Below are 25,587 nucleotides of genomic sequence, written 5' to 3'. Positions count from 1 at the left end.
AATTGCGGATTTTATAATTCAATTTTAATTACAGCTCCAAAATCTACTTTATTCTGAAAAGCGTCTTTGAGAGGTAAATCCGAAATTTTACATAAAAAACTGCGTATCACTCCCGCATGCGCCACAATAATTACTGGTTTTGAATGGGTTGCTTGAAGTTCATTAGTTATAAAATTAATTACTCGATCATGCAAATCCGTAAATGATTCTCCATTGGGTACCCGAACATTTACAAAATCAGTCATCCAAGGTGTAAAATCATCAGCAGGAATTACATCCCAATTTTTCATTTCCCAATCGCCAAAATTCATTTCCATTAGACGGGAATCCTCGTTAATACAAGTGATTTTTGAATTGTCTTTGATATAATTTGCCAAAAGCACACAGCGAAGCAAAGGACTAGAGTACAGCCTTGCATCCTGAGGCAATTGATTTAAAACAGACTGAAAAACATCATGATAAGGCTCCATGATTTCCACATCGGATTGTCCATAACAAATTCCTTTTTCGCAAACCGTTTCCGTATGCCGTACTAAATAAACTTCCATATTGCAATCACTGATATATAAAAAACCACTTCACAAACCTGTTGGGTCGCTCCCAAACAATCCCCGGTATAGCCGTCAATCCATTTCTGAAAATATCGTGCTAAGAAAAATCGGGTCAGAAAAACAGGGATTAAAACCAACAGTATCGGCCACTGATAACAGGACAAAATAACGAATGGAAGTAACCCAAAAAAGAAAGCTCCCAACACTTCTCTCCAAGAATAACTTTGTGCGATAGGTTTGCTTTTGCTGGAAGCATCTTCACGCGAATATTGATGGGTAAAAACAATTGAAATCGCCGCTAATCGACTGATAGAATGCGCTGAAACAAACAACAATAAAATTGTGAATTGTGAATTATAAATTAAAAATTTAGTTTCCGAGACACTAATTAATTGAATCAAGGCCTGAAATTTAAGCATTAGCAGCAGTACTAGACCAATCGCTCCATAGGCACCAATTGCGCTGTCTTTCATAATCATCAGGATTTTTTCTTTGGTCCAACCGCCACCAAAACCATCGCAAACATCAGCAAAACCATCTTCATGAAAAGCTCCCGTCACTAAAACGGAAGCAATCATAGAGAAGATTACCGCAATTTCAGGAGCAACTAAATAATTAAAAATACAGTATATTCCAAACGCCACACTCCCTACAATCCAACCAATAAACGGAAAATAACGGGACGCTTTATTTAAATAATCTGGATTGTGATCGATGTTTTTAGGACATGGAATCCTAGTGTAAAACATTAATGCAGTAAAAAATATATAGAGTTCTTTTTTCATTTTTGGAATTAAATCTTATTATTTTATTTTGATCTTGTAGTAGAAAGGCAAAATATTGCGGCCCTACAATAGTGTGTATCTACCGTTTATCGACCACTAACCCCTGCTGATTCAAAACTGGCCATCTCATTCAAGAACGCTACAGCCGACTCAATTATAGGAAAAGCAATGGCGCAACCCGTGCCTTCGCCCAATCGCAAATCAAGTTGCAACAGAGAGCGAACTCCTAGGTAGTCTAATATTTTTTGGTGTCCTTGCTCCGCAGATGAATGGCAAAAAATAGCATTTTTAATAATCGACGGATTCTTTTTAAAGGCAATTAAAAAAGCGACACTACAGATAAAGCCATCCACAAGAATCAACATATTGGCTTTTTTTGCCTGAAGCATTCCACCTACCATTTGCATGATTTCGAATCCCCCGAAATAAGCTAACTTACTGTCTAAATCATCTGAACCATCGTAATTAGCAATGCATTTTTTAAGAATATTTATTTTTTGAATTAACTGCGCATCATTTACACCCGTTCCTTTTCCTACGCAATCTTGAATTGGTAATTCTAAAATAATACTCATTAAAACCGAAGCTGTGGCCGTGTTGCCAATGCCCATTTCGCCAAAACCAATGCAATTGCTGCCCGTCTTTGCAATAGTGGCAACAATCTCGCTTCCTTTTATAAAACACAATTCAATTTCTGTTTTACTCATTGCTGGTCCTTGTAAAAAAGAGTGCGTTCCCTTCCCTATTTTAGCTGAAATCAAATCCGTATTCATAGGGAAATCATAATTTACTCCCGCATCCACTATAGCTAACTGAATCTCATTCTGTTTACAAAACACATTAATTGCTGCGCCACCTATCAAAAAGTTACTCACCATTTGTCTGGTTACGTCTTGCGGATAGGCACTTACTCCGTGATTTGCAATTCCGTGATCGGCAGCAAAAACAACCAGATTGGGTTTTGTAATTTTAGGTTCTAAAGTTTGAAACACCATCCCTATTTGTTTGGCAAGCACTTCTAAAATTCCTAATGAACCCGTTGGTTTGGTTTTTTGGTCGATTTTATGTTGCAACGCATTTGCAAAAGCAGCAGCATCCATTTCCTTTTTAGCATCAAAAAATACTTTCGTCACCTTACTTTCATGCAAAATAGTGATTTCCTCCACTAATGGCGTTTCTTGCTTTTGTTTCCAATTCAATTGTTGCAACATGGGTTGATTATCATAATCAGTAGCTGGTTTTCCCACGCAGAAATACCCCAATGGCTCCATGTTTTCAGGTAAACCTAATAATAGCTTAAACTGATAATAATTCAATATAGAAACCCAACCCATGGAATAGCCTTGTTCCGTTAAGGATAGCCAAATATTTTGCGCCGCACAAACCGAACTGAACTTTACCGCTTCGTTACTTCCAACGGTTCCAATCGTAAAATTATTCAAAACGGAACGATCATAACAAATCACTAATCCCAGTGGAGCTTCTTCAATTGCTTCCAGCTTAAGAGCTCTATATGCTAATTTTTGTTGTTCGTTATCAGTGAGCGCAACTGCTTTTTCATCATAATCTGAAAACAAATTTTTAATGGCTTTCTTTATTTCAGCCGACCTAATCAGATAGTATTTTGTAGCATCAGTTAAACCCACTGAAGGAGCCCAATGCCCCGCTTGCAGTGCTTTTTCAAGAACAGCATCCGGTACTTGATCCTCCGTAAAATGACGGGTGTCGCGACGGGATTTTAAAATTTCATCTAAATAAGTCATCTTTTTAAATTCAATATTTTTTAATTTCAATGTCAAAAGTCAATGGCAATGTCAAATCAAAACAATAAGAGAGCGTATTATTCTTTCCAAACGATGAAACAATAATCCTCATAGGTAATTTTAGTAAATTCAGGCAGTTCAATCGCTCCAGAAAACAACGGACAATTAATTACCAAAGTATGAAATTCTCCATTTTCACCACAAGGATCAATTCCTTTTTCATGTAATTCTTGTGCTAGTTCTTTAGTCAATATTTCACCTAAATAACGCTCACCCATTATGGTATTACAAGAAACAATCATTGTTACAATTCCGTTTTCAAGCATTTGATTTACCAAAACGATTCTGTCTTGTTGCCACAAAGGCAAAATTGCTTTTAGCGAAGCTGCGTCACATACTTTATCTTCCCAATCTTTATGCGGTTGCAGATCAATATCACCAAAAACGGCTGCTTCCAAATCATATTTGGCTTTTAGTATTTTCAAAACTGCAATAAACTTGGCTTCATAATCACCCCAAGTTGCAGGAATTCCTTCCAGAGGTAATCCCATTTTTTGGGCTTGCTGATTCAATATAGACAAAGGTAATCCGTGAGAACGAGAAACTTTTCCGTTTTCATTCATCATATTGAGTAACACTTTTGGAATAAATCCTTGCTGAATTGCTTGCATCACAGCATAACAACTGTCTTTTCCACCACTCCAAGAAGTTACAAAATTCATTTATTTTCTTTTATAGTTACAGGAATTCCAGAAACCATTAGCACAACGGTATCGGCATTTTTAGCAATGTATTGATTCATCCAACCTTGAAGTTCGGTGAATTTCCGACCAATATGCGTTTCGGCATGAACGCCCATTCCTATTTCATTGGTTACAATAATAATTGTGGCATTTTCTTGATTGGCAATGGCATCAAATTCGGTTTTAGCTTGTTCTAAACACAAGGAAACATCATTTTTAGTATCTACAAAAAAGTTCGTTAACCAAAGCGTAACGCAATCGACGACCGCTACTTTTCCTGAAAAATCAATCTCGCTTAAGTGTTTTTCTTTTTCGATATTCATCCATCGTTCGTCCCGATCTTTTTGATGGCGATCGATTCTCTCTTGGAAATCATTATCCCATTTTCGGGCTGTAGCCACATACATTGGTTTATCCGACAATCCTTTTGCTAAGTTTTCGGCATAACCGCTTTTACCGGAGCGTTCACCGCCAGTTATTAAATAAATCATGCTAATTGTAAATTATTAATTGTAAATTGTAATAACATTTTAATATTGATATTGCATCGCTATTTATATTTTCACATTCTTTTTCAAATCAAAACTCTTGGTTTTAACAATATTATCTTTAATGATTCATAATTTATAATTATTTATACGGACAATGTCGACATCCGTTGGTACAACAGTGACCTCTTTTTAGATGAAACCAAGCCTTAAAAACATAATTCCCATTTTCTAAATAATAGTCAATTCCTTCTATAAGATCAGTAGTTTTGGGTAAATCTTTGGCTTTATTATCCGTTGCCTTTTCAGAAACTATCGTTCCAACATATTCATCGATTTTGATGGAACAAGCAGTTGTAAAACAACTGGAACACAAACAATCTACCAGTTCTGACGGAGTAAAAATGGGCGGAAAATTGTTGCACCAGCATTTACTTCCTTCAGTTGTGTCCCCACAATTAAAAGGAGTTCCGCAAGTAGAACAGTTTTTGACTTTAATGCTATTCATTTCGTAAAGATAGTATTTGTTCAATTTTTTACTGCTAAAAATAAACAAGAAATTTTATAAATTTGGTATACCTTTGTCGCTATTGAAAAATTAAATCATGAAATTCACCTTTAAATTAATCCTTTTTGTTTTCTCTTTTTCAGCTTTCGTTGGATGTAAAAAAAGCGAAAACGGGAACGTAAAAGAAAGTACAACTTCAAAAAACACAATCGAATATGCCTCGGGACTTTCTATTAATACCTATGAAGGATATTCAGTAGTGACGGTTTCAAATCCTTGGCCTGAAGCCAATAAAAACTTCACGTATATTTTAAAAGAAAAAAACGGCAGCATTCCTGATAGCCTACAAAAATACACCACAATTTCAGTGCCTTTAGAATCGATCGTCGTTACTTCAACGACCAATATCCCTTTTTTGGAAATGCTGGGAGTTGAAAAATCACTAGTGGGTTTCCCTCACACCGATTATGTTTCTTCTGAAAAAACCAGAAAACTAATTGATGCCGGCGGTGTTAAAAACATAGGACAAAACGAAAAATTAAACGTGGAGCAGCTCATTGAATTGGAGCCTAATTTAATCGTAACCTTTGGAGTTGACAACAACAATCCAATGATTGATAATTTACAAAAAAGTGGTCTTAAAGTACTCATTCAAGCGGACTGGATGGAACAAACACCACTGGGAAAAGCAGAATGGATTAAGCTTTACGGTGCTTTGTTTAAAAAAGAAAAAGAAGCCAAAACGCTTTTTGATGAAATCGTAAAAAATTATAATGATGCCATACAATTGGTTGCAACCAAAAAACCAACAGCTACAGTTCTTTACGGATCTATGTACCAAGACACATGGTATGTAGCGCGAGGAAATAGCTGGGTAGCTCAATTTATGAAAGATGCCAAAGCCAGTTATTTATGGGCAAATGTTGAAGGAACAGGAAGTCTTAGTTTACCTTTTGAAAAAATATTAGAGAAAGCGAAAACGGCGCACTATTGGATTGCAACAGGTTCGTTTAAAAGTAGTGCTGAATTCGAAAATAGCAATCCACATTACAGTCAGTTTGACGCTTCAAAATCTAAAAATGTCTATACTTTTGAAAGTAAATTAGGTGCAACGGGAGGAACCATTTATTATGAATTAGCACCAGGCCGACCGGATTTAGTCTTGAAAGATTTTATCAAAATCTTTCATCCTGAATTGCTTCCAAATTACACGTTTACTTTTGCTCAAAAACTAAATTAAATCCTCACCCCAACCCTCTCCAAAGGAGAGGGAGCCAAAACTGGATTTCAATTCATTTTAAAAATTAAATATAGTATCATAATACATCTATAACCGTACTACAATTGAACAATCAAAAACGAAATACTATTCTATTTTTCTTGCTTACTTTTGGGCTTGTGCTATTGTTTTTTACAAATATTAGTTTTGGCTCTATAACGATACCTTTTAGAGAAATTTTTACTAGTTTGACTGGTGGTCAAGCGAGCAAGTCTACTTGGGAATACATCATTATTAATTATAGGTTACCCAAAGCCATAACAGCAATTCTTGTCGGAATGGGGCTATCCATAAGTGGTTTGCTTATGCAAACTTTGTTTCGAAATCCATTGGCAGGGCCTTACGTTTTAGGACTGAGTTCCGGTGCCAGTTTAGGTGTTGCTTTTGTAATATTAGGAGCTGGCTTACTTCCTCCTTTTTTGAGTACTATTTTGTTATCTTCTTATGGCGTGGTTTTAGCCTCAACTATTGGAAGCTCCGTTGTATTACTTGCCGTTTTGGTGGTTTCCCAAAGACTTCGAGACACAATGTCCATTTTAATTGTAGGGCTAATGTTTGGTAGTTTTACCAGTGCCATAGTAGGCGTTCTTACGTATTTTAGTTCGGCTGAACAATTGCAGAAATTCACGTTTTGGTCCATGGGAAACTTAGGCAACTTGTCTTGGTCTTCTATAGTAATTCTAACCGTTTGTGTGGGGATTGGCTTAATACTAAGTCTGTTTAGCATCAAGCCACTCAATGCATTGTTATTGGGTGAAAATTACGCTCGCAGTTTAGGTTTGAATTTCAAAAAAACACGATTAATTATTATTTTTGCAACAAGCATTTTAGCTGGAAGCATCACGGCATATGCAGGTCCAATTGCCTTTATAGGACTGGCAGTACCACATATAGCAAAATTAGTATTTCAAACCAGTAACCATTCTGTTTTGTATTGGAGTACGTTACTTTTAGGAGCTTCGATCATGCTTATTTGTGATGTAATTTCAGAATTGCCAGGATTGGAGATCACTTTGCCCATCAATGCGGTGACTTCAATAATTGGTGCTCCGGTGGTCATTTGGTTATTGGTTAGTAAACGAAAAATGATCGCCTAATGGAAAACGAAATCATCTTACAAGCATCTCAAATTAGCATTGGTTATTCTCATAAAAAAGAGAAAATCGAAGTGGCTTCGAATATCTCGATTTCTTTAAAAAAAGGAAAACTGATTGCCTTAATTGGCGCCAATGGGATCGGGAAATCAACGCTTTTAAAAACGATAACGGGAATCCAGAAACCGCTTTCCGGCGCTGTTTTTTTAAATGAAAGGAAAATTACTTCTTATGAACCTTTAGCCTTAGCCCAAAACTTAAGCATCGTTTTAACCGAAAAATTACCGCCCAGTAATCTAACCGTTTTTGAACTTATTGCTTTAGGCAGACAACCGTACACCAATTGGATGGGGACTTTATCTGATGTTGACGTCGCCAAAGTTCTTGAAGCAATGGAACTCACACAAATCAGTCACTTAGCTGCTAAAAAACATTACGAAATCAGTGATGGACAGTTGCAAAAAGTTTTAGTAGCCCGCGCTTTAGCACAGGATACTCCTTTAATAATCTTAGACGAACCCACGACCCATCTGGATTTATTGCACAAGGTGGCCTTATTCAAACTTTTGAAAAAGCTGACTCATGAAACTGGAAAATGCATTTTATTTTCTACTCATGATATTGATATGGCGATACAATTGAGTGATGAAATGATTATTATGACACCAGAAACTGTGTTGCAAGACGAACCCTGTAATTTTATTGCAAAAGGAAGTTTCAACACCTTATTCAAAGATGAACACATTGTTTTTGACGCTGAAAAAGGGAAGTTTATGATTGTTTAAATCATTTCCCTTTCAATAAATTAATACTTACTGTAGCGATATCAGCATCAGGAAATCTCCTGAAAAAATTAGTATCTGGATACAATCCTGCTTCAGCAGCGATTTTGTGCAAAACGGGAATTTCCACTATGTATTGATCTGAAAAACCATGGGTGGCATCATAAGCCGTAGCAGCTGTTTTTCCTAAATTAGCAGCAGTCAAATTTGGAGCAATCGTATGCAATTCAATCATTAACAATCCAAATTTCCGAACATAAGGCGCCCATTTTATCAAATGTTCCAATAGATTATCTTCGACTAGACTATTACTGATACGCTCTCCTCTATGTGCAAATGCTCCTGTTGAATGGCTTACTCTGTCATTGGTAATGTGTTTTGGCACTTCCCAAATTCGGTTATGATCCAAGAAGGTTCTTACATTTAGCAAATCTTTCAAATCAATGTTATAATTATCCAATAAATCAGTAGCTAACAAATCGGGTTGTCCAATATCGCCCCAAATTACTTTGGCCCAAATATCGGCTTTGATTAAATTGGCTCGGGTTACTTTCAATGCCGCCTGATTGTAATCGGCACCAACAAGGAATAAAGGATACTCATCCAGCATTTTTCCGCGCCGCGTTTGTCTTTCGATTACAGTATAAATATGTTCGATAAATGCTCCATTGCCGCAACCCATATCGAGAATTCCTTTGGGTTGGTCTTCTATTGGTAAATTGAATAATTTAATGATAATCTCATCTACGACTTTAAAATAAGTGTCGTGTGCGCCTCCGCTTCCCCAAACATTCATTTCTCTATCGACATGAATTTCATCTTCCCCTTCGGACACCGTTCGCAGTACATTTGGATTCCCAAAAAGCAAATGCTCTATTTTACTAAAAGTGGGTAAATAAGATACCGTCACTCCATAAGCAGAAGCCCTTTTAGCAAAAAACAAACCCTTTTCAGTAAATTGATAATTGCCTTTGTTTTGGGTAAACCAGCCTAATTCAAGGAAAAAATCCAATACGATTTTGAATTTTTCAGGAGATTTATGAAATTCTTCGGGACGAAAGGAAATTTCCATAAAATACTTGTGGAACATGCCACTCATACCCAATTGCACTAATATTGGCCCAACCAAACAACCTTCAATATGCGTTAGAATCTGATGCTGAATTTCGTTGGTCAGTGTATCATTCGAAAATGAAATTCCGTAATTAGTTGCGTACAAATCAAAAATTAAACCCAATCTGACAAATGGAATGTGATCTGATAATCGCGTGCGAAATTGCATCGTGAAATGCAGTAAATCAACCACATCTTCGTACAAATAGAACATCGAAAATGCAATAGCACTTTTATCGTTTATGCTGAATTTAATTTGATCTGCAGTGTGATCAATATGATAATTCAAGAATCCTTGCGAACACAAAACACGTAAGCCCACATTGAGATAACCTTCGTTGGCTTTAAAATGTTCCGTAAGTTCCGTAAGTGTGACTTCTTTTTTGTCAAGAATATGGGATAGTACTCCTTTTTCATGCAAAACATAAGCTACAGGTGCCGTAACCAAACCATCTAAATGTTTGAAAATAGTGTTTCTGAGCGTAATTTTGTCGATCATAAAAGGTACATTTTAAAGAAGGCGAGAAACACGATTAGATTTGGAATGAACTACTCAAATATATGAAATTTCAAGCACAAAATTGCCTTACTTTTTACAATTTACAACTTACAGTTTATTATTTATTTGCCGCTTTGCTTCGCCTATGACAAATGCAACTGAATTCGCAATATTAAAACTTCTAATTAGCGGTGACATAGGAATTGTCAAATGATTGGGGAATTCGTTTAAAAAAGCGGCACTCAAACCTGTACTTTCTTTTCCAAAAACCAACCAGTCTCCATCTTGAAAATCATTCTCTAAATACGATTTTTCAGCATGGGAACTCATCAAAAAAACTCGGGACAAATCAGGAATCTGTGCTTTCCATTCGGCTACGATTTGATATTCAGTAACATCAAGATGCACCCAATAATCCAACCCGGAACGTTTTAGGTTTTTATCATTAATAACAAATCCAAAAGGATGAATTAAGTGCAAACGGCTTTCAGTACCTACGCACAATCGGCCAATATTGCCTGTATTATTTGGAATTTCTGGTTCTACTAAAACGATGTTTAACATTTTATATGAGTTAATCGGTTATTTGTTTATTCAGTTATTTGAAAATCATCAACTTCTATAACTTCGCCTGCCTGTAAATTATTGAGATGGACGTTTCCTATTCGAACACGAACTAATCGTAACGTTGGAAAACCAACAGCGGCCGTCATTTTACGAACTTGGCGAAACTTTCCTTCGTTGACTGTTATCGAAGCCCAAGAAGTAGGACCATGACGCTCATCCCGTATTTTTTTTCCTCTGGTTCCAAAAGCGGGAATTTCATTAATTAAAAAAGCTTTACACTGTTTCGTGATGTATTTAGTCCCATTGAAACCTATTTCGACCCCGTTTTCGAGTTGCTCGATGGCTTCCTGAGTGATAATGCCATCAACTTGCACATAATATTCTTTGTCGACTTTTTTACTTCTAATGATTTCGCTGACCATCCCGTCTGTAGTCAACAGCAACAATCCTTCAGAATCTTCGTCAAGACGTCCTATTGCCATCGTTCCTTTGGGGAAATCGTGCAATTCTCCAAGGAGTTTCTTTTTTCGTTTTAGTTCGTAAATAAATTGACTCAGATACCCGTAAGGTTTATGAATAATGAAATGAGAATGAGACATTTTATTGTGTTAATTGTGCAAGCAAAGATAGTTTTGTTTTAGCAGGATTTAAAATAGTCATTGTTGCGTTTCCTCACCAAACTAAAAGCTATGTTAAATGATTAAAATCCTACGAATAAAAGCCGTAATATTATAGAAGTTAACCGCATTAACTTTAAACTAACCATTATGGAAAGCAACGATTTAGGTTCAAAAAAAACAAATAACAAACAAAATATAAACGAAGGATTTAGCGGTCAGAATCTAGCCGAAAACACGAATCCTGAAGTATCACATTTAAAATCAGAGGTAGAAACGGACGATCATGGAGATAAAAAAATTGTGAAAAGAGCTCGCAATATAGACGGAACCTTGCAACAGAATGAGGATTGCTCACCAAAAAACTTAAGTACTGACACTCCAATTGTTTCCGAAGAGCAAGCTAAAAAAATGGTTGAAAATAAAGACCATAATTCGGATATTATTCCAAACCGATATCCTAATGAGCATCCGGACAATAAGGAAGACAGAGGAAATATAAAACTGGATCAATAACAATAGATTTCGGTTTAAAAAAGACCAGTACGAAGTAACTTCCTATTGGTCTTTTTTATTTTTTACTTTAAATTACTGCATTTTATTTTCCCAATCCCAATTAGTAAGGTTCCAATAAAAAGAAAACCCAATACCATAAAAAAGCTGTTAAGCAACACTTTGTTGTAGCCCAAAAGAATCACATTGATAAATGGATATGGGTAAAAACCAAAAAAAGCGCCCCGAATTAAAGAGTACATCAAATACACCGAAGGAAAAATCAGTCAAGGAAAGATGTTTTTGAATTCCAATGCTTTTTTAGGAACAAATAATGTCCAATATACTAAAACCAAAATTGGAATTACCAAATGCAGTAACTCATCCGCTATTTTTTGAAAACCTGTTGGAGCCCATAAAAATCTAAGAATTGCATTGTAAACAATTCCAACAATAATAATGTATAACGTAATTGCAGTTACAATTTTAGAATTCGAAAAAAATAAACCCCATTTAGATTTTGACTTGAGCCAAAGAAAAGTAAAACATAGTGCTACTAAAATATTCGTTTGAATAGTAAAAAAACTAAAAAAGCGAACAATTGTTTCTGCAAGCGAAGCCACACGATTCAAAATTATAAGGAACAATGCAATAGCAAAGCAAACCAACCTACAATACCAATAATCGCGCAAAAACGAGAATTTAATTTTAAAAATTTCTCCTGCATATTTTTTAAAATGTAAAAATTAAATACCAACAAAATTTACAAATCCATGAATGCTAGAACTTGAGATACTATTTTGATTTCCGAAAGGAAAAAAGGAAACTTTTGTTTATTTTTACAAACTTACAAAAAGAAATTTTATGTCAAATATGCTTCCCTTTTTATTAATTTTCTGCGTTGCTCTCGCTATCGGTATTTTTATTGGAAAACTCATTTTCTCTGCCCGTTTTCTTTCGGAAAAAATTAGTTTGGAAGAAAAATTAATTGCTTTTACTTCCCAATTCAACCAATTGAAAGAGCAGACTCTTGTTGACAAGATAACTTTTGAAAAGCAATTAGAAAACGCTACTGCCGAAAAAGAAAGCATTCGAAGCGAAAAAGACAGTTTAGCCATTCAGCTTTCAAAAAAAGAAGTTGATTTTGAGAATCTTTGGGAACGCAACAAAGAACAAAAAGAAGAAGTCGAGAAGCTACAAGAAAAATTTACCAAAGAATTTGAGAATCTCGCCAATAAAATATTAGAAGAAAAGTCCAATAGATTCACGGAGCAGAATAAAGAAAATATGAAAAACATCTTGACGCCTTTGCAAGATAAAATTCAATTGTTCGAAAAGAAAGTCGAAGACACTCATAAAGAAAGCATTGATTACCATGCGGCTTTGCGCCAACAAATTATAGGCTTACGCGAAATGAATATCCAGATGAGCAAGGAAACCATTAACCTGACGAAAGCTTTGAAAGGCGACAGTAAAATGCAGGGGAATTGGGGTGAATTAGTTCTAGAACGCGTTCTTGAAAAATCCGGATTAGAGAAAGGCCGTGAATATGAAGTTCAACAAGCTTTTACGACCGAAGATGGTAATCGCGTTTTTCCGGACGTTGTCATTAATCTGCCGGATGGCAAAAAGATGATTGTCGATTCCAAAGTCTCTTTGACAGCATACGAAAAATACATCAATGAGGAAGACGATGTTTTGAAAGTTAGTTATTTGAAAGAACATGTAAACTCCATAAAACGTCATGTAGAGCAATTAGGAAATAAAAATTACCACGATTTATATCAAATAGAAAGCCCTGATTTTGTATTGCTATTTATCCCAATTGAACCCGCTTTTGCCATGGCTCTTAATGAGGATACGACACTTTATAACAAGGCCTTTGAGAAAAACATAGTCATCGTTACGCCGGCTACTTTATTAGCCACTTTGCGAACTATTGACAGCATGTGGACCAACCAAAAACAACAGGAAAATGCACTTGAAATTGCAAGACAAGCTGGTGCTTTATATGACAAATTTGAAGGTTTTGTGGGTGATTTAATCAAAATTGGAAAGAAGATCGATGAAAGCAAAATTGAATACAGCGGCGCTATGAATAAATTGGTGGAAGGAAAAGGAAACTTAATAATAAGTGTTGAAAAATTGAAAAAAATGGGCGCCAAAGCAAAAAAAGCACTTCCGGAAAGCATCTTGAACCGAGCAGAAAAAGACGAAAATATAATATTAAACTAAACAAAAAATGAGAAAATTTTTAATGGTTATTACCGCAATACTTGTAGTATCTGTTGCGGGTTATTTCGCTTTTTTATACAGTGCCACTTACAGTGAAGGTGTGCGTTCAGGCGAGTTAATTAAGGTGAGTCGCAAAGGAGTTGCATTCAAAACTTGGGAAGGTGAAATCAGTCAAGGAATTTCCGGAGCACAAATTTTCTCTTTTTCAGTGCTGGACAGCGAGGAACAAGTGATTGCAGATTTGAAAGTTATGGAAGGTAAATATGTTCAGGTAACTTATGTGGAACGCTATAGAACATTTCCTTGGTGGGGTGACACCCGCTACTTTATCAAAGACGTAAAAATGGTCAATTCTCCTTTTAAAGTTAAGTAAATGAACCGTACTTTTAAAACCGTTGCATCCTCAAATATCAGTATTTCAGAATTGATGCTGCCATCACATTCTAATTTTAGCGGTAAGATTCATGGTGGTCATATTCTATCTTTATTAGATCAGATTGCTTTTGCCTGCGCATCAAAATTTTCAGGAAATTATTGTGTAACCGCATCTGTAGATACCGTAAATTTCCTAAAACCAATCGAAGTAGGCGAACTGGTGACAATGAAAGCTTGCGTGAATTACGTAGGTAAAAGTTCCATGGTTATTGGTATTCGTGTGGAAGCCGAAAATATTCAGACGGGAAAAATCAAACATTGTACTTCTTCTTATTTCACGATGGTTGCTAAAGACAAAGATGGCGTCAGCAAGCTTGTTCCCGGATTAATTATATCTACTATGAACGAAGTGCGTCGCTTTGGAAATTGCGTCAAACAAATAGCTTTAAAAAAGGAAAAAGACTTGCACGAAGAACAGTTTGATTATAATTCAATCGAATCATTAGAAAGTTTAAAAAAATACAATATTAAATTAGAACTGTAATTATCTCAATAGCTACTATTGCAACAAAAAGTTGTTCTCCAATACAATTGCATTTAGAAGTAGACGACAATTTCTGATTAAAAAAATCGAAAAAAATTAACTGATTTGGTGATTTTTTGGACGGTTCAATACTTCTGTTTCATGAGTTAATTTTGTAACTTTAAGTAATTTAATTCATAAACTACTATGAAAAAAATTACTCTAATATTATTACTCATTATTGCGATTAAATCTGCTGCTCAAGATAAAATGGTGACTAACGAAGGTATCATACATTTTGAGGCCTCAATTCCTTTATTTGAAGAGGTGAAAGCAAGCAATGAAAAAACGACCTGTATTTTAATACTTAAAACAGGACAGATTGCTTGTTGGATGAATATTAAAGATTTCAAATTTCAGAGAAGCCTAATGGAAGCGCATTTTAATCAAAACTATATGGAAAGCGACAGGTTTCCGAGAGCTATTTTCAAAGGTAGAATTGAAAAATTTGATTTAAAAAATATCAATTCAGTCGCTAAAGAATTTCAAATCAATGGACAAATCACCATTCATGGCAGAACTAAAAAAATAGAAATTAATGGCTTCGTAAAAAAAGTCGATAAACGAATTGAACTTACCTCTGAATTCCCTTTAAACACGGACGATTTTAAGATTGAAATTCCTTTTATAGTACGCAGCAAAATATCAAAAAGTGTTAACACGCAACTTATTTGTGTCTTACAATAAATCTATTTTATTAAACAATCTCTTAAGGCTTCTTCAAGGTTTTTAAATTTAAACTGAAAACCCGTCTGTTCAATTTTATCAGCTGACACTCTTCTTCCAGTTAAGGCAATCACGGCCATTTCGCCCATTACCATTTTTAATACAAAAGCGGGAACATTAGGCAACCAAATTGCATATCCAAAAATACGCGCCAACGCTTTAGAAAAAATAGTGTTGGTGGTATTGTCAGCGACAGCAGCGTTATAAGCCCCTTCCATATTTGGATTTACCATCGCCTGAAAATAGATGTTACACAAATCATCAATATGAATCCACGGCATGTATTGCCTTCCGGAACCCAATGCTGAACCCAATCGAATCTTAAACAACGGAATAAGTTTTTTCAAAAAACCATCATTTTTCCCTAACACTAATCCAGTTCTAATTTTTACGGTGCGAATGTTTAAGTTTTCAATAAAACGGATAGAATCTTCCCATTTCTGACAGGTATTTCCCAGAAAATCATTTGCATATGGCGAACTTTCTGAACAAATCTCCTCCCCGTTTATGGCACCATAAATACCCACTGCTGAAGCTGAAATAAAAGCTTCCAACTTTTTATTATTCTTTTTTAAAACAGAATACAACAATTGGGTAGATTTTTCCCGGCTATCAATAATTTCCGTTTTGCGTTTAAGTGTCCATCTTTTCTCAGCAATATTTTCACCGGCTAGGTGTATGATATAATCCGCGTTTAAAACTGCATTAGGATCAATTGTTTGATTTGCAACATCCCATTTGTAATAGAACATGTCCTCTTTGTTTTGTTTTTCACTCCTACTCAAGATCGATACTGAATATCCTTTTGCGATTAATAAATCTGTCAAATGGCTCCCGATAAATCCCGAACCTCCACTTATTAAAACATTTTTTTTCATGATAGTGTAAAGCTAATGATTTATAATCATATAAAATTATATTAAATTTTGTTTAACTTTATTAAAATATGGTTAAACATTTCATACCTTTATACTTTAATTTGAAATACACTAAAAATGGCACCTAAAAAAACAATTTTAACAAAGGACACAATAGTTTCCATGTACATGAACTATGTACTGGATCATAGTGAAAAACCTAAATCAGTATATCATTTTGCAAAAATAAATGATTTTACTGAAGCCGAATTCTATACATTTTTTGGAACTATAGAAAGCATCGAAAAAGAGATTTTTAAAATGTTTTTAGAAAAAACTGTAGCACTACTGCATAAAAACAAGGAATACGAGCTGTATGATATGAAAAGTAAAATGTTAAGTTTTTATTTTACTTTCTTCGAAATTTTGACAGCAAATAGAAGTTATGTCGTGCTAGTTTTAAAAGAGCACAACGATCAATTAAAAAAACTGATGCAACTTTCTAAACTTAGAACCAGTTTTAAAAATTATCTCCTCGAAATAATTACAGATGAATTTAGAACACAACAAGAAAAAATTCAAAATTTCCAAGAGAAAGCTTTTCAGGAAACTTCTTGGATTCAACTTTTATTGACGCTGAAATTCTGGCTCGATGATTCTTCGCCAGCCTTTGAAAAAACAGACATCTACATTGAGAAGTCTGTAAAAGTGACTTTTGAATTAATGAATATTGCACCGCTGGACAGCTTAATAGACTTTGGAAAATTTATTTTCAAAGAAAAAATATACAACAAGAAATGAAAACGATAGACTACATTCCAACCTCAAAAATTGAACGAGCTACAAAACTAGTGCAGACCGGTGCTAAAGTTGGCGTAAACTACCTAAAATATTACGGCGAAAAAATGGTCAATTCTGATTTGACTCGTGATAAACTCAATGAAGATAATGCAGAAGATATTTATGACGGATTAAAAAGTTTGAAAGGAAGCGCACTTAAAGTAGCGCAAATGTTAAGCATGGACAAAAGCTTTTTGCCTCAGGCTTATGTAGAAAAATTTTCGCTCTCTCAATTTTCTGTTCCACCGCTTTCGGCGCCATTAGTACTGAAAACGTTTAAGAATAATTTTGGACAAACACCTTATGAAATTTTTGATGAATTTAATGCAAACTCAGTGAATGCGGCAAGTATCGGACAAGTTCATATTGCAGTAAAAGATGGTAAAAAACTGGCTGTAAAAATTCAATATCCAGGCGTTGCCAATAGCATTTCATCTGATCTGGCTTTGGTAAAACCAATAGCTATCAGAATGTTTAATCTTCAAGGAAAGGATTCTGATAAATATTTTAAAGAAGTTGAAGACAAGCTTATTGAGGAAACCAACTATTTATTGGAACTGAAACAAAGCCAAGAGGTTGTTAAAGCGTGCAAAAGAATTGAAAATCTGGTGTTTCCAAATTACTATCCAAAATTATCATCGGAGAAAATTATCACAATGGATTGGATGTCAGGAATCCATCTTTCAGAATTTACTAAAAAAAATGACAATCAGGAAATTGCCAATGAAATTGGGCAGGCATTGTGGGATTTCTACATGTATCAAATTCATATTCTGAAAAAAGTACATGCTGATCCACATCCGGGAAATTTCTTGGTAAACGATAAAAACCAATTAGTGGCACTGGATTTTGGTTGTATGAAACAAATTCCAAATGACTTTTATATTCCATATTTCGAATTAATAAACAAAGAAGTGATTGACAACAAGAAACTTTTTAGCAAAAAATTATTCGAACTGGAAATCCTCAGAGTTGATGATTCCAAAGCGGAAGTCGAATATTTTACTCAAATGTTCTACGATTTGTTGTCATTATTTACTAAACCATTTCAAACCGAAACTTTTGATTTCTCTGATGCAGCATTTTTTGAAAGCATTGCACAATTGGGTGAACGATTCTCAAAAGACACTAACCTTAGAAAAATGAATGGCAATAGAGGTTCCAAACATTTTATTTATATGAACCGAACCTTTTTTGGATTGTATAATTTGATGTTCGATTTGAAAGCAACAATTGTTGTCAATCAATATCAAAAATACAACTTGTGAAAAAGGGAATTCTGCCTTCAAAAATGTGTTTGGTTTGTAACCGACCTTTTAATTGGCGGAAAAAATGGGAAAAAGTTTGGGACGAAGTCAAATACTGTAGCGAAAAATGCAAAAGAAACAAAAAGGATTAGTTTGGTTTAGAAATGATTTAAGAGTGAATGATAATGAATCTTTGACGAACGCTATCGATGAAAATGAGACCGTAATTGCGGTGTATTGTTTTGATCCGAGACATTTTGAAGAAACAAAATTTGGTTTCAAGAAAACAGAGAAATTTCGCGCCCAATTTCTAATTGAATCGGTTACTTCGTTGAAACAAAATCTGGAAAAATTGAATATCTCGCTTCTGGTTTATCATCAAAAACCAGAAGATTCTATTCCGGAAATTGTTGCTCAATATCAAATCAATTCAGTGTACTTCCAAGGAGAATGGACGAGTGAGGAAATGGAAGTTTCAGACAATGTAAGATCGAAAGTTCCCAATACAGTGTCTTTTAAAGCAACCTACAACCAGTTCTTATTTCATCCTGCAACTATTCCGTTTGAGATTTCATCGATTCCAAATGTTTTTACCCAATTCAGAAACCAGTGTGAAAAATCAACAACCGTAAGACCTGAATTTTCAGTTCAACCGCTGTCTAAAGAAAATTGGACCACAAACGCAACTGTTATCCCTAACTTGAAAACTTTGGGATTTAATGATTTTGAAATGGATTCCAGAACAGCGTTTCCTTTTTGTGGTGGTGAAAACGAAGCGGTTAAGCGATTGCAAAATTATTTTTGGGAAACCAAAAAACTAAGTGTTTATAAATTGACCCGCAACGGATTAATTGGAGCCGATTTTAGTTCGAAATTCTCTCCTTGGCTGGCAAACGGATCCATTTCGGCAAAAACTATTTATTGGGAGATTGTAAAATATGAGCAACAAATCGAGAAAAATGATTCGACATACTGGTTAATTTTCGAATTAATTTGGAGGGATTATTTTAAATACGTTTCGATGAAAAACGGGAATTCTATTTTTAAAATTTCAGGAATATTAAACAAAAATTACGATTGGAAAACTAATAAGTCAGCTATTAATAAGTGGATCAACGGCATTACTGAAGAGCCTTTTGTGAATGCTAATATGATTGAACTGCAACAAACGGGATGGATGAGCAATCGCGGTCGACAAAATGTTGCATCTTATTTTGCAAAGAATCTTTTGTTAGACTGGCGCATAGGAGCCGCTTATTTTGAGGCAATGCTTATTGATTATGATGTACACAGCAATTATGGGAATTGGATGTATGTTGCAGGAGTTGGTAACGACCCAAGAGATCGAAAATTCAATATTAAGTTACAAGCAGCCAATTACGACGGACAATCCAAATTCCAGAAATTATGGTTGCAGCAACAATTATTTTAAAATTAAATGAAGACAAATAAGAAACATATTAATGTGGTTTGGTTAAAAAGAGACCTTCGTTTAGAGGATAACGAAGCCATTTTTAATGCCACACAAACAAACATACCTACTTTGTTGCTGTATGTATTCGAAAAATCTTTAGAAAACGATTCTCATTACAGTCTAAGACACTGGAATTTTATTAAGCAATCAATTGTAGATATTAATATTCAACTCGAGAAATCCAACACTCAAGTATTAGCGGTGTCATCAGAAGTGATGCAGGTTTTCAATATTCTTGAGGAAACATACAAAATCGAATCAGTGTATTCGCATCAGGAAACCGGTTTAAAAATCACTTACGAACGAGATAAAACCTTCAAACGTTTTTGTAAAAACAATCAAATCAATTGGGTTGAAAATATTAATAACGGTATTTTCAGGGCGTTAAAAAACAGAACAAACTGGGTTTCAAAATGGGAAATATACATGAACGAACCGCAATTTATTTTTGATTCGAAAGTAGAAAATTTTCTTAATTCAGAAGCAATAGTCGAACTTGAAAAAGCATTGGAAAAAACAAATTTAGAAACTGTTCCAGATACTATTTTTCAAAAAGGGGGCAGTACAATGGCTGGGAAATATTTACAGTCTTTCTTTGATGAGCGCTATCACAATTACAATTCCCATATTTCAAAACCATTATTGGCACGAAGAAGTTGCAGCAGATTATCCCCTTACATTTCTTGGGGAAACCTATCTTCCAGACAAGTTTTACAAAAAGCGGCCACGTTTCGATTGACATGCAGCCATAAAAATCAAATTGATTCCTTTATCTCCAGACTTACCTGGCAGGCGCATTTCATCCAAAAATTTGAAATGGAAGAAATCATGGAGTTTGAAAGTGTCAATAGAGGTTTTCATTCTTTGCAAAAAAAAGTTAATGAAAATTATATTGAAGCTTGGAAAACAGGACAAACGGGATTCCCATTAATTGATGCTTGCATGCGCTGTTTAAACGAAACGGGCTATTTAAACTTTAGAATGCGGGCTATGTTAGTTTCGTTTTTTACACATAATTTATGGCAACCTTGGCAGGAAGCGACGCAACATTTATCACAAATGTTCCTGGATTTTGAACCTGGAATTCATTTTCCGCAGTTGCAAATGCAGGCTGGAGAAACCGGAATCAATATGTTGCGAATTTATAATCCAATAAAAAACAGTTACGAACATGATCCTGATGGCGAATTTATAAAAAAATGGGTGCCTGAACTGCGCAATTTGCCAAGGGCATTTGTACATGAACCTTATAAAATGACGTACTTAGAACAAAAGTTTAATGATTTCGAAATAGGCATCAATTATCCGAAACCAATTGTAAATATGGAACGGACACGGAAATTTGCGAGTGATTTATTATGGAAAATGAAGAATAATCCATTGGTAAAAGAGGAAAGTTCCCGCATCCTAAAGTTACACACCATGTCTGATATAGGCGACAGCGAATAATTTAACAAAATCAATAGCAATCATAAATTATTAAAATACAGTGACTACAAAAAAAGAATTAACTGATTTAGACAAAGACCGAATCATAGAAATGGCTTGGGAAGACCGCACCACTTTTGATGCCATTTTATTGCAATTTGGATTAAAAGAACAAGAAGTAATCGATCTGATGCGTACCGAAATGAAAGCATCCAGTTTTAGAATGTGGCGCAAAAGAGTGCAGGGCCGCAAAACAAAACATGAAAAACTTAGGGATTTTAAAGAAGGTCGATTTAAATGTACGATGCAAAGACAAATTAACAACAACAAGATTTCCAAGCGATAATTAGTTGTTTTCAGCGAACAGTAATTAGTTATAATCAAAACATACAAAAGATGAAAAATATAGTAATAATTGGCGGTAGCAAAGGGATTGGAAATGCAATTTTGTTACAACAATTAGAAACAAACACGGTTTACAATATTAGCCGAAATGCGCCAGACATCTCGCATCCCAATTTGAAACACTTTTCTGTCGATGTATTGCAGGATTCGCTTCCGGAAATAGAAACTATTGATACCTTGATTTATTGTCCGGGCTCGATCAATTTGAAACCTATAGGCAGTTTGAGCATCGATGATTTCAGGAATGATTTTGAAATTAATGTTATTGGCGCTGTAAAAGCCATTCAAAAATATTTACCTGTTTTAAAAAAGGGAACTAATCCATCCATAGTTTTGTTTAGCACCGTAGCTGCAAAATTAGGAATGCCATTTCATGCTAGTATTGCTACCGCAAAAGCAGGAATCGAAGGACTCGTGAAATCCTTGGGAGCAGAACTGGCTTCGGTAGTGCGGATCAATGCCATCGCTCCCACCATTACCGAAACGACACTTTCGGCAGGTATTTTGAGAAACGATCGAATGAAAGAAAATATGGTCGAACGCCACCCAATGAAAGGCTATCTAAAACCGGAAGAAGTGGCCAGTATGGCAAACTTCCTCATTTCGGAAAATGCGAAATCAATTTCGGGTCAGATTTTCGAAATGGATTACGGAATCGTGACCTTTAAAATTTAAAAAAATAATTCGGTTAACAAAAGTAGAAAACACAGAATACCATGATAAAAGAAATGAAAAGCTACGAAAAAATTGAACAATACGACATTGAAATAACAGAATTGTTAGCTGATAATTACAGAGTAATAATTGAAAATTTAGGCGAAGATGTAACTCGCGAAGGACTTGAGAAAACCCCAGAAAGAGTAGCGAAAGCGATGCAATATTTAACACACGGTTACGGTCTGGATCCTTTAGAAATACTTAAATCGGCTATGTTTACCGAAGACCATAAACAGATGATTGTGGTAAAAGACATCGAAGTATATTCAATGTGTGAACACCACATGTTGCCCTTTTTTGGCAAAGCACACGTGGCTTACATTCCGAATGGTAAAATTGTTGGCTTAAGTAAAATCCCAAGAGTTGTTGATGCTTTTGCTAGAAGAATGCAAGTGCAAGAAAGATTGACAGACCAGATTAAAAATTGCATCCAAGAAGCATTGAATCCTTTGGGTGTGGCTGTTGTGATTGAAGCGCAACACATGTGCATGCAAATGCGAGGGATTCAAAAACAAAACTCGGTTACCACAACATCATCATTTACCGGAGCTTTCGAAAAAGACAAAACCAGAAAAGAATTCATCAGTTTAGTTTCTAATAAATTGAGTTAATTTTAATTTTTTTCAAGTCAAAAAATGAATTAAAAAATGGCAACAAAGGCAAAGACTTAAAGAAAAAAATGATCACTTAAAGCACTAGAATTTAGTGCCTTGAATGCAAAAAAAATAAAACCATGAAAATTCTCTTGACAGGCGCAACAGGTTATATAGGAAAACGACTTTTGCCTTTGTTGGTGGCACAAGGACATGAAATAATCTGTTGTGTGAGAGATAAAAACAGGTTTTATTGTCCTATCGAATTTCAAAAAAGTGTTACCGTAATTGAAGTCGATTTTCTAAAACAAGAAACAGTAGCAACGATTCCATTTGATATCGATGCGGCTTATTATCTCATTCATTCCATGTCAGGATCCGCTGCTAATTTTGATGAATTAGAAAGGGTATCGGCACTCCATTTTGTACAACGCTTGAATGAAACCAAAGCCAAACAAGTCATTTATTTGAGTGGGATTGTCAATGATAAATCACTATCAAAACATTTGTCTTCGAGGAAAAAAGTGGAGGATATTTTAAATACGGGAACTTTTGCCACAACAACTTTAAGAGCAGGAATTATTGTGGGTTCCGGTAGCGCTTCGTTCGAAATTATTCGGGATTTAGTAAATAAACTTCCCATTATGATTACTCCTAAGTGGCTTAATACTAAATGTCAGCCGATTGCAATTCCGGATGTTCTTGATTTTTTATCCAAATCATTATTAAATCCCGTTACCTATAACCAGAGTTTTGACATTGGAGGACCTGATATTTTAACGTATAAAGAAATGCTTTTAGGTTTTGCAGAAGCTAAAAAATTAAAGCGATGGATATTTACTATACCTATAATGACGCCAAAACTCTCTTCCTATTGGTTGTATTTTGTAACCTCAACATCGTATAGACTTGCCTCAGCATTGGTTAGTAGCATGAAAGTTGAAGTAGTTTGCAGGGATAACAGGATCAATTCCTTGTTGGATGTTACGCCTATGTCGTACAAACAAGCGCTCTCTCGTGCTTTAATAAAAGTAGACGAAGATAAAGTGGCTTCGAGCTGGAAAGATTCTTTAATCAGCGGGCGTTTTAACAGCAATATGTCGGAATATTTGAAAGTTCCAAAAAAAAATTGCTTTATTGACCGTCGTAAAATGGAAATCATCGACCGGGATTTTACTATAAACCGAATTTGGTCAATCGGCGGCGATTCCGGTTGGTATTATGGAGATTGGCTTTGGGATTTACGTGGCTTTATAGACAAATTATATGGTGGTGTAGGTTCTAGAAGAGGAAGAACAAACCGACATGATATTCATTCTGGTGATGCCTTAGATTTTTGGCGGGTTTTATATGCCAATAAAGAAGAGGGAAAATTAATTTTATTTGCCGAAATGAAACTGCCAGGTGAAGCTTGGCTAGAATTTAAAATTATAAATAACACTTTATATCAATCGGCAACTTTTAGACCGAGAGGAATTTGGGGGAAATTATATTGGTACTCCGTTTTACCGTTTCATGGATTTATTTTCAATGGGATGCTGAATAAATTGATCCAGTAATTCTACTTCCTTAGGGACAAGTTTAAGACATATAGTGACAGTACATTTGACCCGCCGATTGCAATTAATTGAAGTTCAGAATATCAATTAATACATTTAAAATAAGCATTTTACGCTAAAAAAAATGACTTTTATTTCAAATATAATAAAAAATTGCTTAATGGTTTTAGAAGTAGTTGAATTAAATTACTAATCAGCAGAGCCGCTTCAGTGCAATAAAAGAAGAAAAATTGTTTCTATTTTCAGAAGTAATTCACATAGAGGTAACTTCTGATTTTCTTCAGTCTGAAAATTATTTTGTAATGACGTGTACACCGTTAGAAATTTGTTAATTCGAACTTCACAATCGAATAAAATCTGCACAACAAATCTGTAGCTGTAAGAATCTTTTTTTACAAGGTCGGAATCTTAAAAACCAGAACCATTAAACTGCAAGACCCGACATTTTTCCGCAATAGGATTTGCCTCTAGGATGGCATTGGCATCCTTTTATCAGTTACCGATCCGATGCCGAAGCATCGTTAAAGGAAGGCAGTGTATAAGAGATACAACAAAAATCCCGACCCCAAAGTTTTTATGTAGGGAAACGCCCTAAAAATAATTTCTCTTAAAAAACAGCATAATCTCCTCTATTTCAGTAGCTTTTTTTTATATTTAATGCTTTTTAACAAAAAAATAATTAAATATATTATGCATGCATAGTAATTTTTATTATATTTGAAAACGATATAGTTACTTATGAAAGATAAAACGATAGATTATATATTACGTGCCACTTGGCAAGCAGTGGCCAGAATGTATAATGAAGAAGCATCGAAATACGATGCGAGCATGGCTACAGGATTCGCTTTATTGAGTATTGATAAGGAAGGTGGTACGCCATCGACCTCTTTGGGACCAAAGATGGGAATGGAAGCCACCAGCCTGACCAGAACCCTAAAGTCTATGGAGGAAAAAGGCTTAATCATCCGAAAGAAAAACCCCGAAGACGGCCGCGGCGTATTGATTTACTTGACGGATTTTGGTAAAGAAAAAAGAGAATTGTCAAAAAATACGGTTTTGAAATTCAATGAAACTGTAAAACAAACTATTTCCGAAGAAAAGCTGCAACATTTTATAGAAGTAGCGGAAACCATCAACGAATTAATTCAAGATAAAAATATATTTAATCACACGAACGTCAGCGAAATGGCGGAGCAAATTGAAAAAACAAATATAAACGACATATGAAATGCGCATAAACAACAATTAGTCACAAAAACCGATT

At 35.0% G+C, this 25,587-nt stretch carries 28 protein-coding genes and 1 pseudogene; 18 read left to right on the top strand and 11 right to left on the bottom strand.

Annotated elements, in window-relative coordinates; genetic code table 11:
* Positions 1-11: 11 nt before the first annotated feature.
* From cobC to ACNQGJ_RS05650, 6 genes are all read right to left on the bottom strand, one after another.
* Entirely contained in the window at positions 12-548 is a 537-nt protein-coding gene (gene cobC / locus ACNQGJ_RS05675) for an alpha-ribazole phosphatase (RefSeq protein ID WP_417972052.1), read from the bottom strand.
* Positions 533-1,336, bottom strand: a complete 804-nt coding sequence (locus ACNQGJ_RS05670) for an adenosylcobinamide-GDP ribazoletransferase (protein WP_417972050.1) — start codon at positions 1,334-1,336, stop codon at positions 533-535. Before ACNQGJ_RS05670 ends, cobC begins: the two co-directional genes overlap by 16 nt.
* Before the next feature lie 86 nt (positions 1,337-1,422).
* Positions 1,423-3,099, bottom strand: coding sequence for a nicotinate-nucleotide--dimethylbenzimidazole phosphoribosyltransferase (cobT, locus tag ACNQGJ_RS05665; protein ID WP_417972048.1), 1,677 nt, complete (start codon positions 3,097-3,099; stop codon positions 1,423-1,425).
* A gap of 77 nt (positions 3,100-3,176) precedes the next feature.
* Positions 3,177-3,821: a Dph6-related ATP pyrophosphatase gene (locus ACNQGJ_RS05660; RefSeq protein ID WP_417972046.1), complete on the bottom strand. Its 645-nt coding sequence runs from the start codon at positions 3,819-3,821 to the stop codon at positions 3,177-3,179.
* Positions 3,818-4,333 carry a bifunctional adenosylcobinamide kinase/adenosylcobinamide-phosphate guanylyltransferase gene (cobU, locus tag ACNQGJ_RS05655; protein WP_417972044.1) on the bottom strand — a complete coding sequence of 172 codons (516 nt, stop codon included), beginning with the start codon at positions 4,331-4,333 and terminating at the stop codon, positions 3,818-3,820. Before cobU ends, ACNQGJ_RS05660 begins: the two co-directional genes overlap by 4 nt.
* A gap of 139 nt (positions 4,334-4,472) precedes the next feature.
* Positions 4,473-4,838 carry a DUF5522 domain-containing protein gene (locus ACNQGJ_RS05650; RefSeq protein WP_417972042.1) on the bottom strand — a complete coding sequence of 122 codons (366 nt, stop codon included), beginning with the start codon at positions 4,836-4,838 and terminating at the stop codon, positions 4,473-4,475.
* 97 nt (positions 4,839-4,935) lie between these two features.
* Between ACNQGJ_RS05650 and ACNQGJ_RS05645 the strand changes: the two genes are divergently transcribed.
* The 3 genes from ACNQGJ_RS05645 to ACNQGJ_RS05635 all read left to right on the top strand — a co-directional run bounded on the left by ACNQGJ_RS05645 (position 4,936) and on the right by ACNQGJ_RS05635 (position 7,996).
* Positions 4,936-6,078 (top strand): ABC transporter substrate-binding protein, encoded by a 1,143-nt coding sequence (locus ACNQGJ_RS05645; RefSeq protein WP_417972040.1) that lies wholly within the window; start codon positions 4,936-4,938, stop codon positions 6,076-6,078.
* 104 nt (positions 6,079-6,182) lie between these two features.
* Positions 6,183-7,214, top strand: coding sequence for an iron chelate uptake ABC transporter family permease subunit (locus ACNQGJ_RS05640; protein WP_417972038.1), 1,032 nt, complete (start codon positions 6,183-6,185; stop codon positions 7,212-7,214).
* A complete protein-coding gene (locus tag ACNQGJ_RS05635) occupies positions 7,214-7,996 on the top strand; it encodes an ABC transporter ATP-binding protein (RefSeq protein ID WP_417972036.1) in 783 nt (260 codons plus the stop codon). The genes ACNQGJ_RS05640 and ACNQGJ_RS05635 overlap by 1 nt, the downstream gene beginning before the upstream one ends.
* Position 7,997: 1 nt before the next feature.
* Here ACNQGJ_RS05635 and ACNQGJ_RS05630 read toward each other — a convergent pair whose 3' ends face one another.
* From ACNQGJ_RS05630 to ACNQGJ_RS05620, 3 genes are all read right to left on the bottom strand, one after another.
* On the bottom strand, positions 7,998-9,605 hold the full coding sequence (locus ACNQGJ_RS05630) for a class I SAM-dependent methyltransferase (protein WP_417972034.1): 1,608 nt from the start codon (positions 9,603-9,605) through the stop codon (positions 7,998-8,000).
* 108 nt (positions 9,606-9,713) lie between these two features.
* Positions 9,714-10,169 (bottom strand): tRNA (cytidine(34)-2'-O)-methyltransferase, encoded by a 456-nt coding sequence (locus ACNQGJ_RS05625; protein ID WP_417972032.1) that lies wholly within the window; start codon positions 10,167-10,169, stop codon positions 9,714-9,716.
* A 26-nt stretch (positions 10,170-10,195) separates the two neighbouring features.
* The gene (locus tag ACNQGJ_RS05620; RefSeq protein WP_417972030.1) at positions 10,196-10,771 is read right to left on the bottom strand and encodes a pseudouridine synthase; all 576 of its coding nucleotides are present in this window, start codon (positions 10,769-10,771) and stop codon (positions 10,196-10,198) included.
* Positions 10,772-10,939: 168 nt separating this feature from the next.
* On the opposite strand from ACNQGJ_RS05620, the gene ACNQGJ_RS05615 reads away from it, so the two are divergent.
* Positions 10,940-11,305 carry a hypothetical protein gene (locus ACNQGJ_RS05615; RefSeq protein ID WP_417972028.1) on the top strand — a complete coding sequence of 122 codons (366 nt, stop codon included), beginning with the start codon at positions 10,940-10,942 and terminating at the stop codon, positions 11,303-11,305.
* 62 nt (positions 11,306-11,367) lie between these two features.
* Here the strand turns inward: ACNQGJ_RS05615 and ACNQGJ_RS05610 are convergent.
* Positions 11,368-11,904, bottom strand: a pseudogene (locus ACNQGJ_RS05610) (Pr6Pr family membrane protein).
* Positions 11,905-12,145: 241 nt separating this feature from the next.
* On the opposite strand from ACNQGJ_RS05610, the gene ACNQGJ_RS05605 reads away from it, so the two are divergent.
* The 4 genes from ACNQGJ_RS05605 (at position 12,146) to ACNQGJ_RS05590 (ending at position 15,161) form a co-directional block, all read left to right on the top strand.
* Positions 12,146-13,516: a DNA recombination protein RmuC gene (locus tag ACNQGJ_RS05605; RefSeq protein WP_417972026.1), complete on the top strand. Its 1,371-nt coding sequence runs from the start codon at positions 12,146-12,148 to the stop codon at positions 13,514-13,516.
* Positions 13,517-13,523: 7 nt separating this feature from the next.
* Positions 13,524-13,889 (top strand): 6-phosphogluconate dehydrogenase, encoded by a 366-nt coding sequence (locus ACNQGJ_RS05600; RefSeq protein WP_417972024.1) that lies wholly within the window; start codon positions 13,524-13,526, stop codon positions 13,887-13,889.
* Entirely contained in the window at positions 13,890-14,435 is a 546-nt protein-coding gene (locus ACNQGJ_RS05595; protein ID WP_417972022.1) for an acyl-CoA thioesterase, read from the top strand. It abuts the gene before it with no gap.
* Between the two features lie 186 nt (positions 14,436-14,621).
* Positions 14,622-15,161, top strand: a complete 540-nt coding sequence (locus ACNQGJ_RS05590; protein ID WP_417972020.1) for a YceI family protein — start codon at positions 14,622-14,624, stop codon at positions 15,159-15,161.
* A 2-nt stretch (positions 15,162-15,163) separates the two neighbouring features.
* On the opposite strand, the gene ACNQGJ_RS05585 is transcribed toward ACNQGJ_RS05590, so the two are convergent.
* Positions 15,164-16,078: a TIGR01777 family oxidoreductase gene (locus tag ACNQGJ_RS05585; protein WP_417972018.1), complete on the bottom strand. Its 915-nt coding sequence runs from the start codon at positions 16,076-16,078 to the stop codon at positions 15,164-15,166.
* 117 nt (positions 16,079-16,195) lie between these two features.
* Here ACNQGJ_RS05585 and ACNQGJ_RS05580 point away from each other — a divergent pair, with 117 nt between their 5' ends.
* From ACNQGJ_RS05580 to ACNQGJ_RS05535, 10 genes are all read left to right on the top strand, one after another.
* On the top strand, positions 16,196-16,858 hold the full coding sequence (locus tag ACNQGJ_RS05580; protein WP_417972016.1) for a TetR family transcriptional regulator C-terminal domain-containing protein: 663 nt from the start codon (positions 16,196-16,198) through the stop codon (positions 16,856-16,858).
* Positions 16,855-18,165 (top strand): ABC1 kinase family protein, encoded by a 1,311-nt coding sequence (locus ACNQGJ_RS05575; protein ID WP_417972014.1) that lies wholly within the window; start codon positions 16,855-16,857, stop codon positions 18,163-18,165. The genes ACNQGJ_RS05580 and ACNQGJ_RS05575 overlap by 4 nt, the downstream gene beginning before the upstream one ends.
* Positions 18,162-18,296 (top strand): DUF2256 domain-containing protein, encoded by a 135-nt coding sequence (locus tag ACNQGJ_RS05570; RefSeq protein ID WP_417972012.1) that lies wholly within the window; start codon positions 18,162-18,164, stop codon positions 18,294-18,296. Before ACNQGJ_RS05575 ends, ACNQGJ_RS05570 begins: the two co-directional genes overlap by 4 nt.
* Positions 18,272-19,576 carry a DASH family cryptochrome gene (locus ACNQGJ_RS05565; protein ID WP_417972010.1) on the top strand — a complete coding sequence of 435 codons (1,305 nt, stop codon included), beginning with the start codon at positions 18,272-18,274 and terminating at the stop codon, positions 19,574-19,576. Before ACNQGJ_RS05570 ends, ACNQGJ_RS05565 begins: the two co-directional genes overlap by 25 nt.
* Before the next feature lie 6 nt (positions 19,577-19,582).
* Entirely contained in the window at positions 19,583-21,067 is a 1,485-nt protein-coding gene (locus ACNQGJ_RS05560) for a cryptochrome/deoxyribodipyrimidine photo-lyase family protein (protein ID WP_417972008.1), read from the top strand.
* 40 nt (positions 21,068-21,107) lie between these two features.
* The gene (locus ACNQGJ_RS05555) at positions 21,108-21,392 is read left to right on the top strand and encodes a TIGR03643 family protein (RefSeq protein ID WP_417972006.1); all 285 of its coding nucleotides are present in this window, start codon (positions 21,108-21,110) and stop codon (positions 21,390-21,392) included.
* Positions 21,393-21,442: 50 nt separating this feature from the next.
* Complete coding sequence (locus ACNQGJ_RS05550) at positions 21,443-22,126, top strand: SDR family NAD(P)-dependent oxidoreductase (protein ID WP_417972004.1); 684 nt, start codon at positions 21,443-21,445, stop codon at positions 22,124-22,126.
* Between the two features lie 53 nt (positions 22,127-22,179).
* Complete coding sequence (gene folE / locus ACNQGJ_RS05545) at positions 22,180-22,779, top strand: GTP cyclohydrolase I FolE (RefSeq protein ID WP_417972002.1); 600 nt, start codon at positions 22,180-22,182, stop codon at positions 22,777-22,779.
* A 122-nt stretch (positions 22,780-22,901) separates the two neighbouring features.
* Positions 22,902-24,320, top strand: coding sequence for an SDR family oxidoreductase (locus ACNQGJ_RS05540; protein WP_417972000.1), 1,419 nt, complete (start codon positions 22,902-22,904; stop codon positions 24,318-24,320).
* Positions 24,321-25,058: 738 nt separating this feature from the next.
* Positions 25,059-25,550 carry a MarR family winged helix-turn-helix transcriptional regulator gene (locus ACNQGJ_RS05535; RefSeq protein WP_417971998.1) on the top strand — a complete coding sequence of 164 codons (492 nt, stop codon included), beginning with the start codon at positions 25,059-25,061 and terminating at the stop codon, positions 25,548-25,550.
* Positions 25,551-25,587: the final 37 nt, after the last annotated feature.

The sequence above is a fragment of the Flavobacterium cryophilum genome (assembly GCF_048286555.1).
GTDB lineage: Bacteria > Bacteroidota > Bacteroidia > Flavobacteriales > Flavobacteriaceae > Flavobacterium.
The sequence above is the reverse complement of the archived record's forward strand: the minus strand, read 5'-3'. Positions and strand labels throughout refer to the sequence as shown.

Excerpts from the sequence above, each read along its gene's own strand:
- cobC (WP_417972052.1), bottom strand. The coding sequence starts at position 548 with ATGGAAGTTTATTTAGTACGGCATACGGAAACGGTTTGCGAAAAAGGA.
- ACNQGJ_RS05670 (WP_417972050.1), bottom strand. The coding sequence starts at position 1,336 with ATGAAAAAAGAACTCTATATATTTTTTACTGCATTAATGTTTTACACT.
- cobT (WP_417972048.1), bottom strand. The coding sequence starts at position 3,099 with ATGACTTATTTAGATGAAATTTTAAAATCCCGTCGCGACACCCGTCAT.
- ACNQGJ_RS05660 (WP_417972046.1), bottom strand. The coding sequence starts at position 3,821 with ATGAATTTTGTAACTTCTTGGAGTGGTGGAAAAGACAGTTGTTATGCT.
- cobU (WP_417972044.1), bottom strand. The coding sequence starts at position 4,333 with ATGATTTATTTAATAACTGGCGGTGAACGCTCCGGTAAAAGCGGTTAT.
- ACNQGJ_RS05650 (WP_417972042.1), bottom strand. The coding sequence starts at position 4,838 with ATGAATAGCATTAAAGTCAAAAACTGTTCTACTTGCGGAACTCCTTTT.
- ACNQGJ_RS05645 (WP_417972040.1), top strand. The coding sequence starts at position 4,936 with ATGAAATTCACCTTTAAATTAATCCTTTTTGTTTTCTCTTTTTCAGCT.
- ACNQGJ_RS05635 (WP_417972036.1), top strand. The coding sequence starts at position 7,214 with ATGGAAAACGAAATCATCTTACAAGCATCTCAAATTAGCATTGGTTAT.
- ACNQGJ_RS05630 (WP_417972034.1), bottom strand. The coding sequence starts at position 9,605 with ATGATCGACAAAATTACGCTCAGAAACACTATTTTCAAACATTTAGAT.
- ACNQGJ_RS05625 (WP_417972032.1), bottom strand. The coding sequence starts at position 10,169 with ATGTTAAACATCGTTTTAGTAGAACCAGAAATTCCAAATAATACAGGC.
- ACNQGJ_RS05620 (WP_417972030.1), bottom strand. The coding sequence starts at position 10,771 with ATGTCTCATTCTCATTTCATTATTCATAAACCTTACGGGTATCTGAGT.
- ACNQGJ_RS05615 (WP_417972028.1), top strand. The coding sequence starts at position 10,940 with ATGGAAAGCAACGATTTAGGTTCAAAAAAAACAAATAACAAACAAAAT.
- ACNQGJ_RS05605 (WP_417972026.1), top strand. The coding sequence starts at position 12,146 with ATGTCAAATATGCTTCCCTTTTTATTAATTTTCTGCGTTGCTCTCGCT.
- ACNQGJ_RS05600 (WP_417972024.1), top strand. The coding sequence starts at position 13,524 with ATGAGAAAATTTTTAATGGTTATTACCGCAATACTTGTAGTATCTGTT.
- ACNQGJ_RS05595 (WP_417972022.1), top strand. The coding sequence starts at position 13,890 with ATGAACCGTACTTTTAAAACCGTTGCATCCTCAAATATCAGTATTTCA.
- ACNQGJ_RS05590 (WP_417972020.1), top strand. The coding sequence starts at position 14,622 with ATGAAAAAAATTACTCTAATATTATTACTCATTATTGCGATTAAATCT.
- ACNQGJ_RS05585 (WP_417972018.1), bottom strand. The coding sequence starts at position 16,078 with ATGAAAAAAAATGTTTTAATAAGTGGAGGTTCGGGATTTATCGGGAGC.
- ACNQGJ_RS05580 (WP_417972016.1), top strand. The coding sequence starts at position 16,196 with ATGGCACCTAAAAAAACAATTTTAACAAAGGACACAATAGTTTCCATG.
- ACNQGJ_RS05575 (WP_417972014.1), top strand. The coding sequence starts at position 16,855 with ATGAAAACGATAGACTACATTCCAACCTCAAAAATTGAACGAGCTACA.
- ACNQGJ_RS05565 (WP_417972010.1), top strand. The coding sequence starts at position 18,272 with ATGCAAAAGAAACAAAAAGGATTAGTTTGGTTTAGAAATGATTTAAGA.
- ACNQGJ_RS05560 (WP_417972008.1), top strand. The coding sequence starts at position 19,583 with ATGAAGACAAATAAGAAACATATTAATGTGGTTTGGTTAAAAAGAGAC.
- ACNQGJ_RS05550 (WP_417972004.1), top strand. The coding sequence starts at position 21,443 with ATGAAAAATATAGTAATAATTGGCGGTAGCAAAGGGATTGGAAATGCA.
- folE (WP_417972002.1), top strand. The coding sequence starts at position 22,180 with ATGAAAAGCTACGAAAAAATTGAACAATACGACATTGAAATAACAGAA.
- ACNQGJ_RS05540 (WP_417972000.1), top strand. The coding sequence starts at position 22,902 with ATGAAAATTCTCTTGACAGGCGCAACAGGTTATATAGGAAAACGACTT.
- ACNQGJ_RS05535 (WP_417971998.1), top strand. The coding sequence starts at position 25,059 with ATGAAAGATAAAACGATAGATTATATATTACGTGCCACTTGGCAAGCA.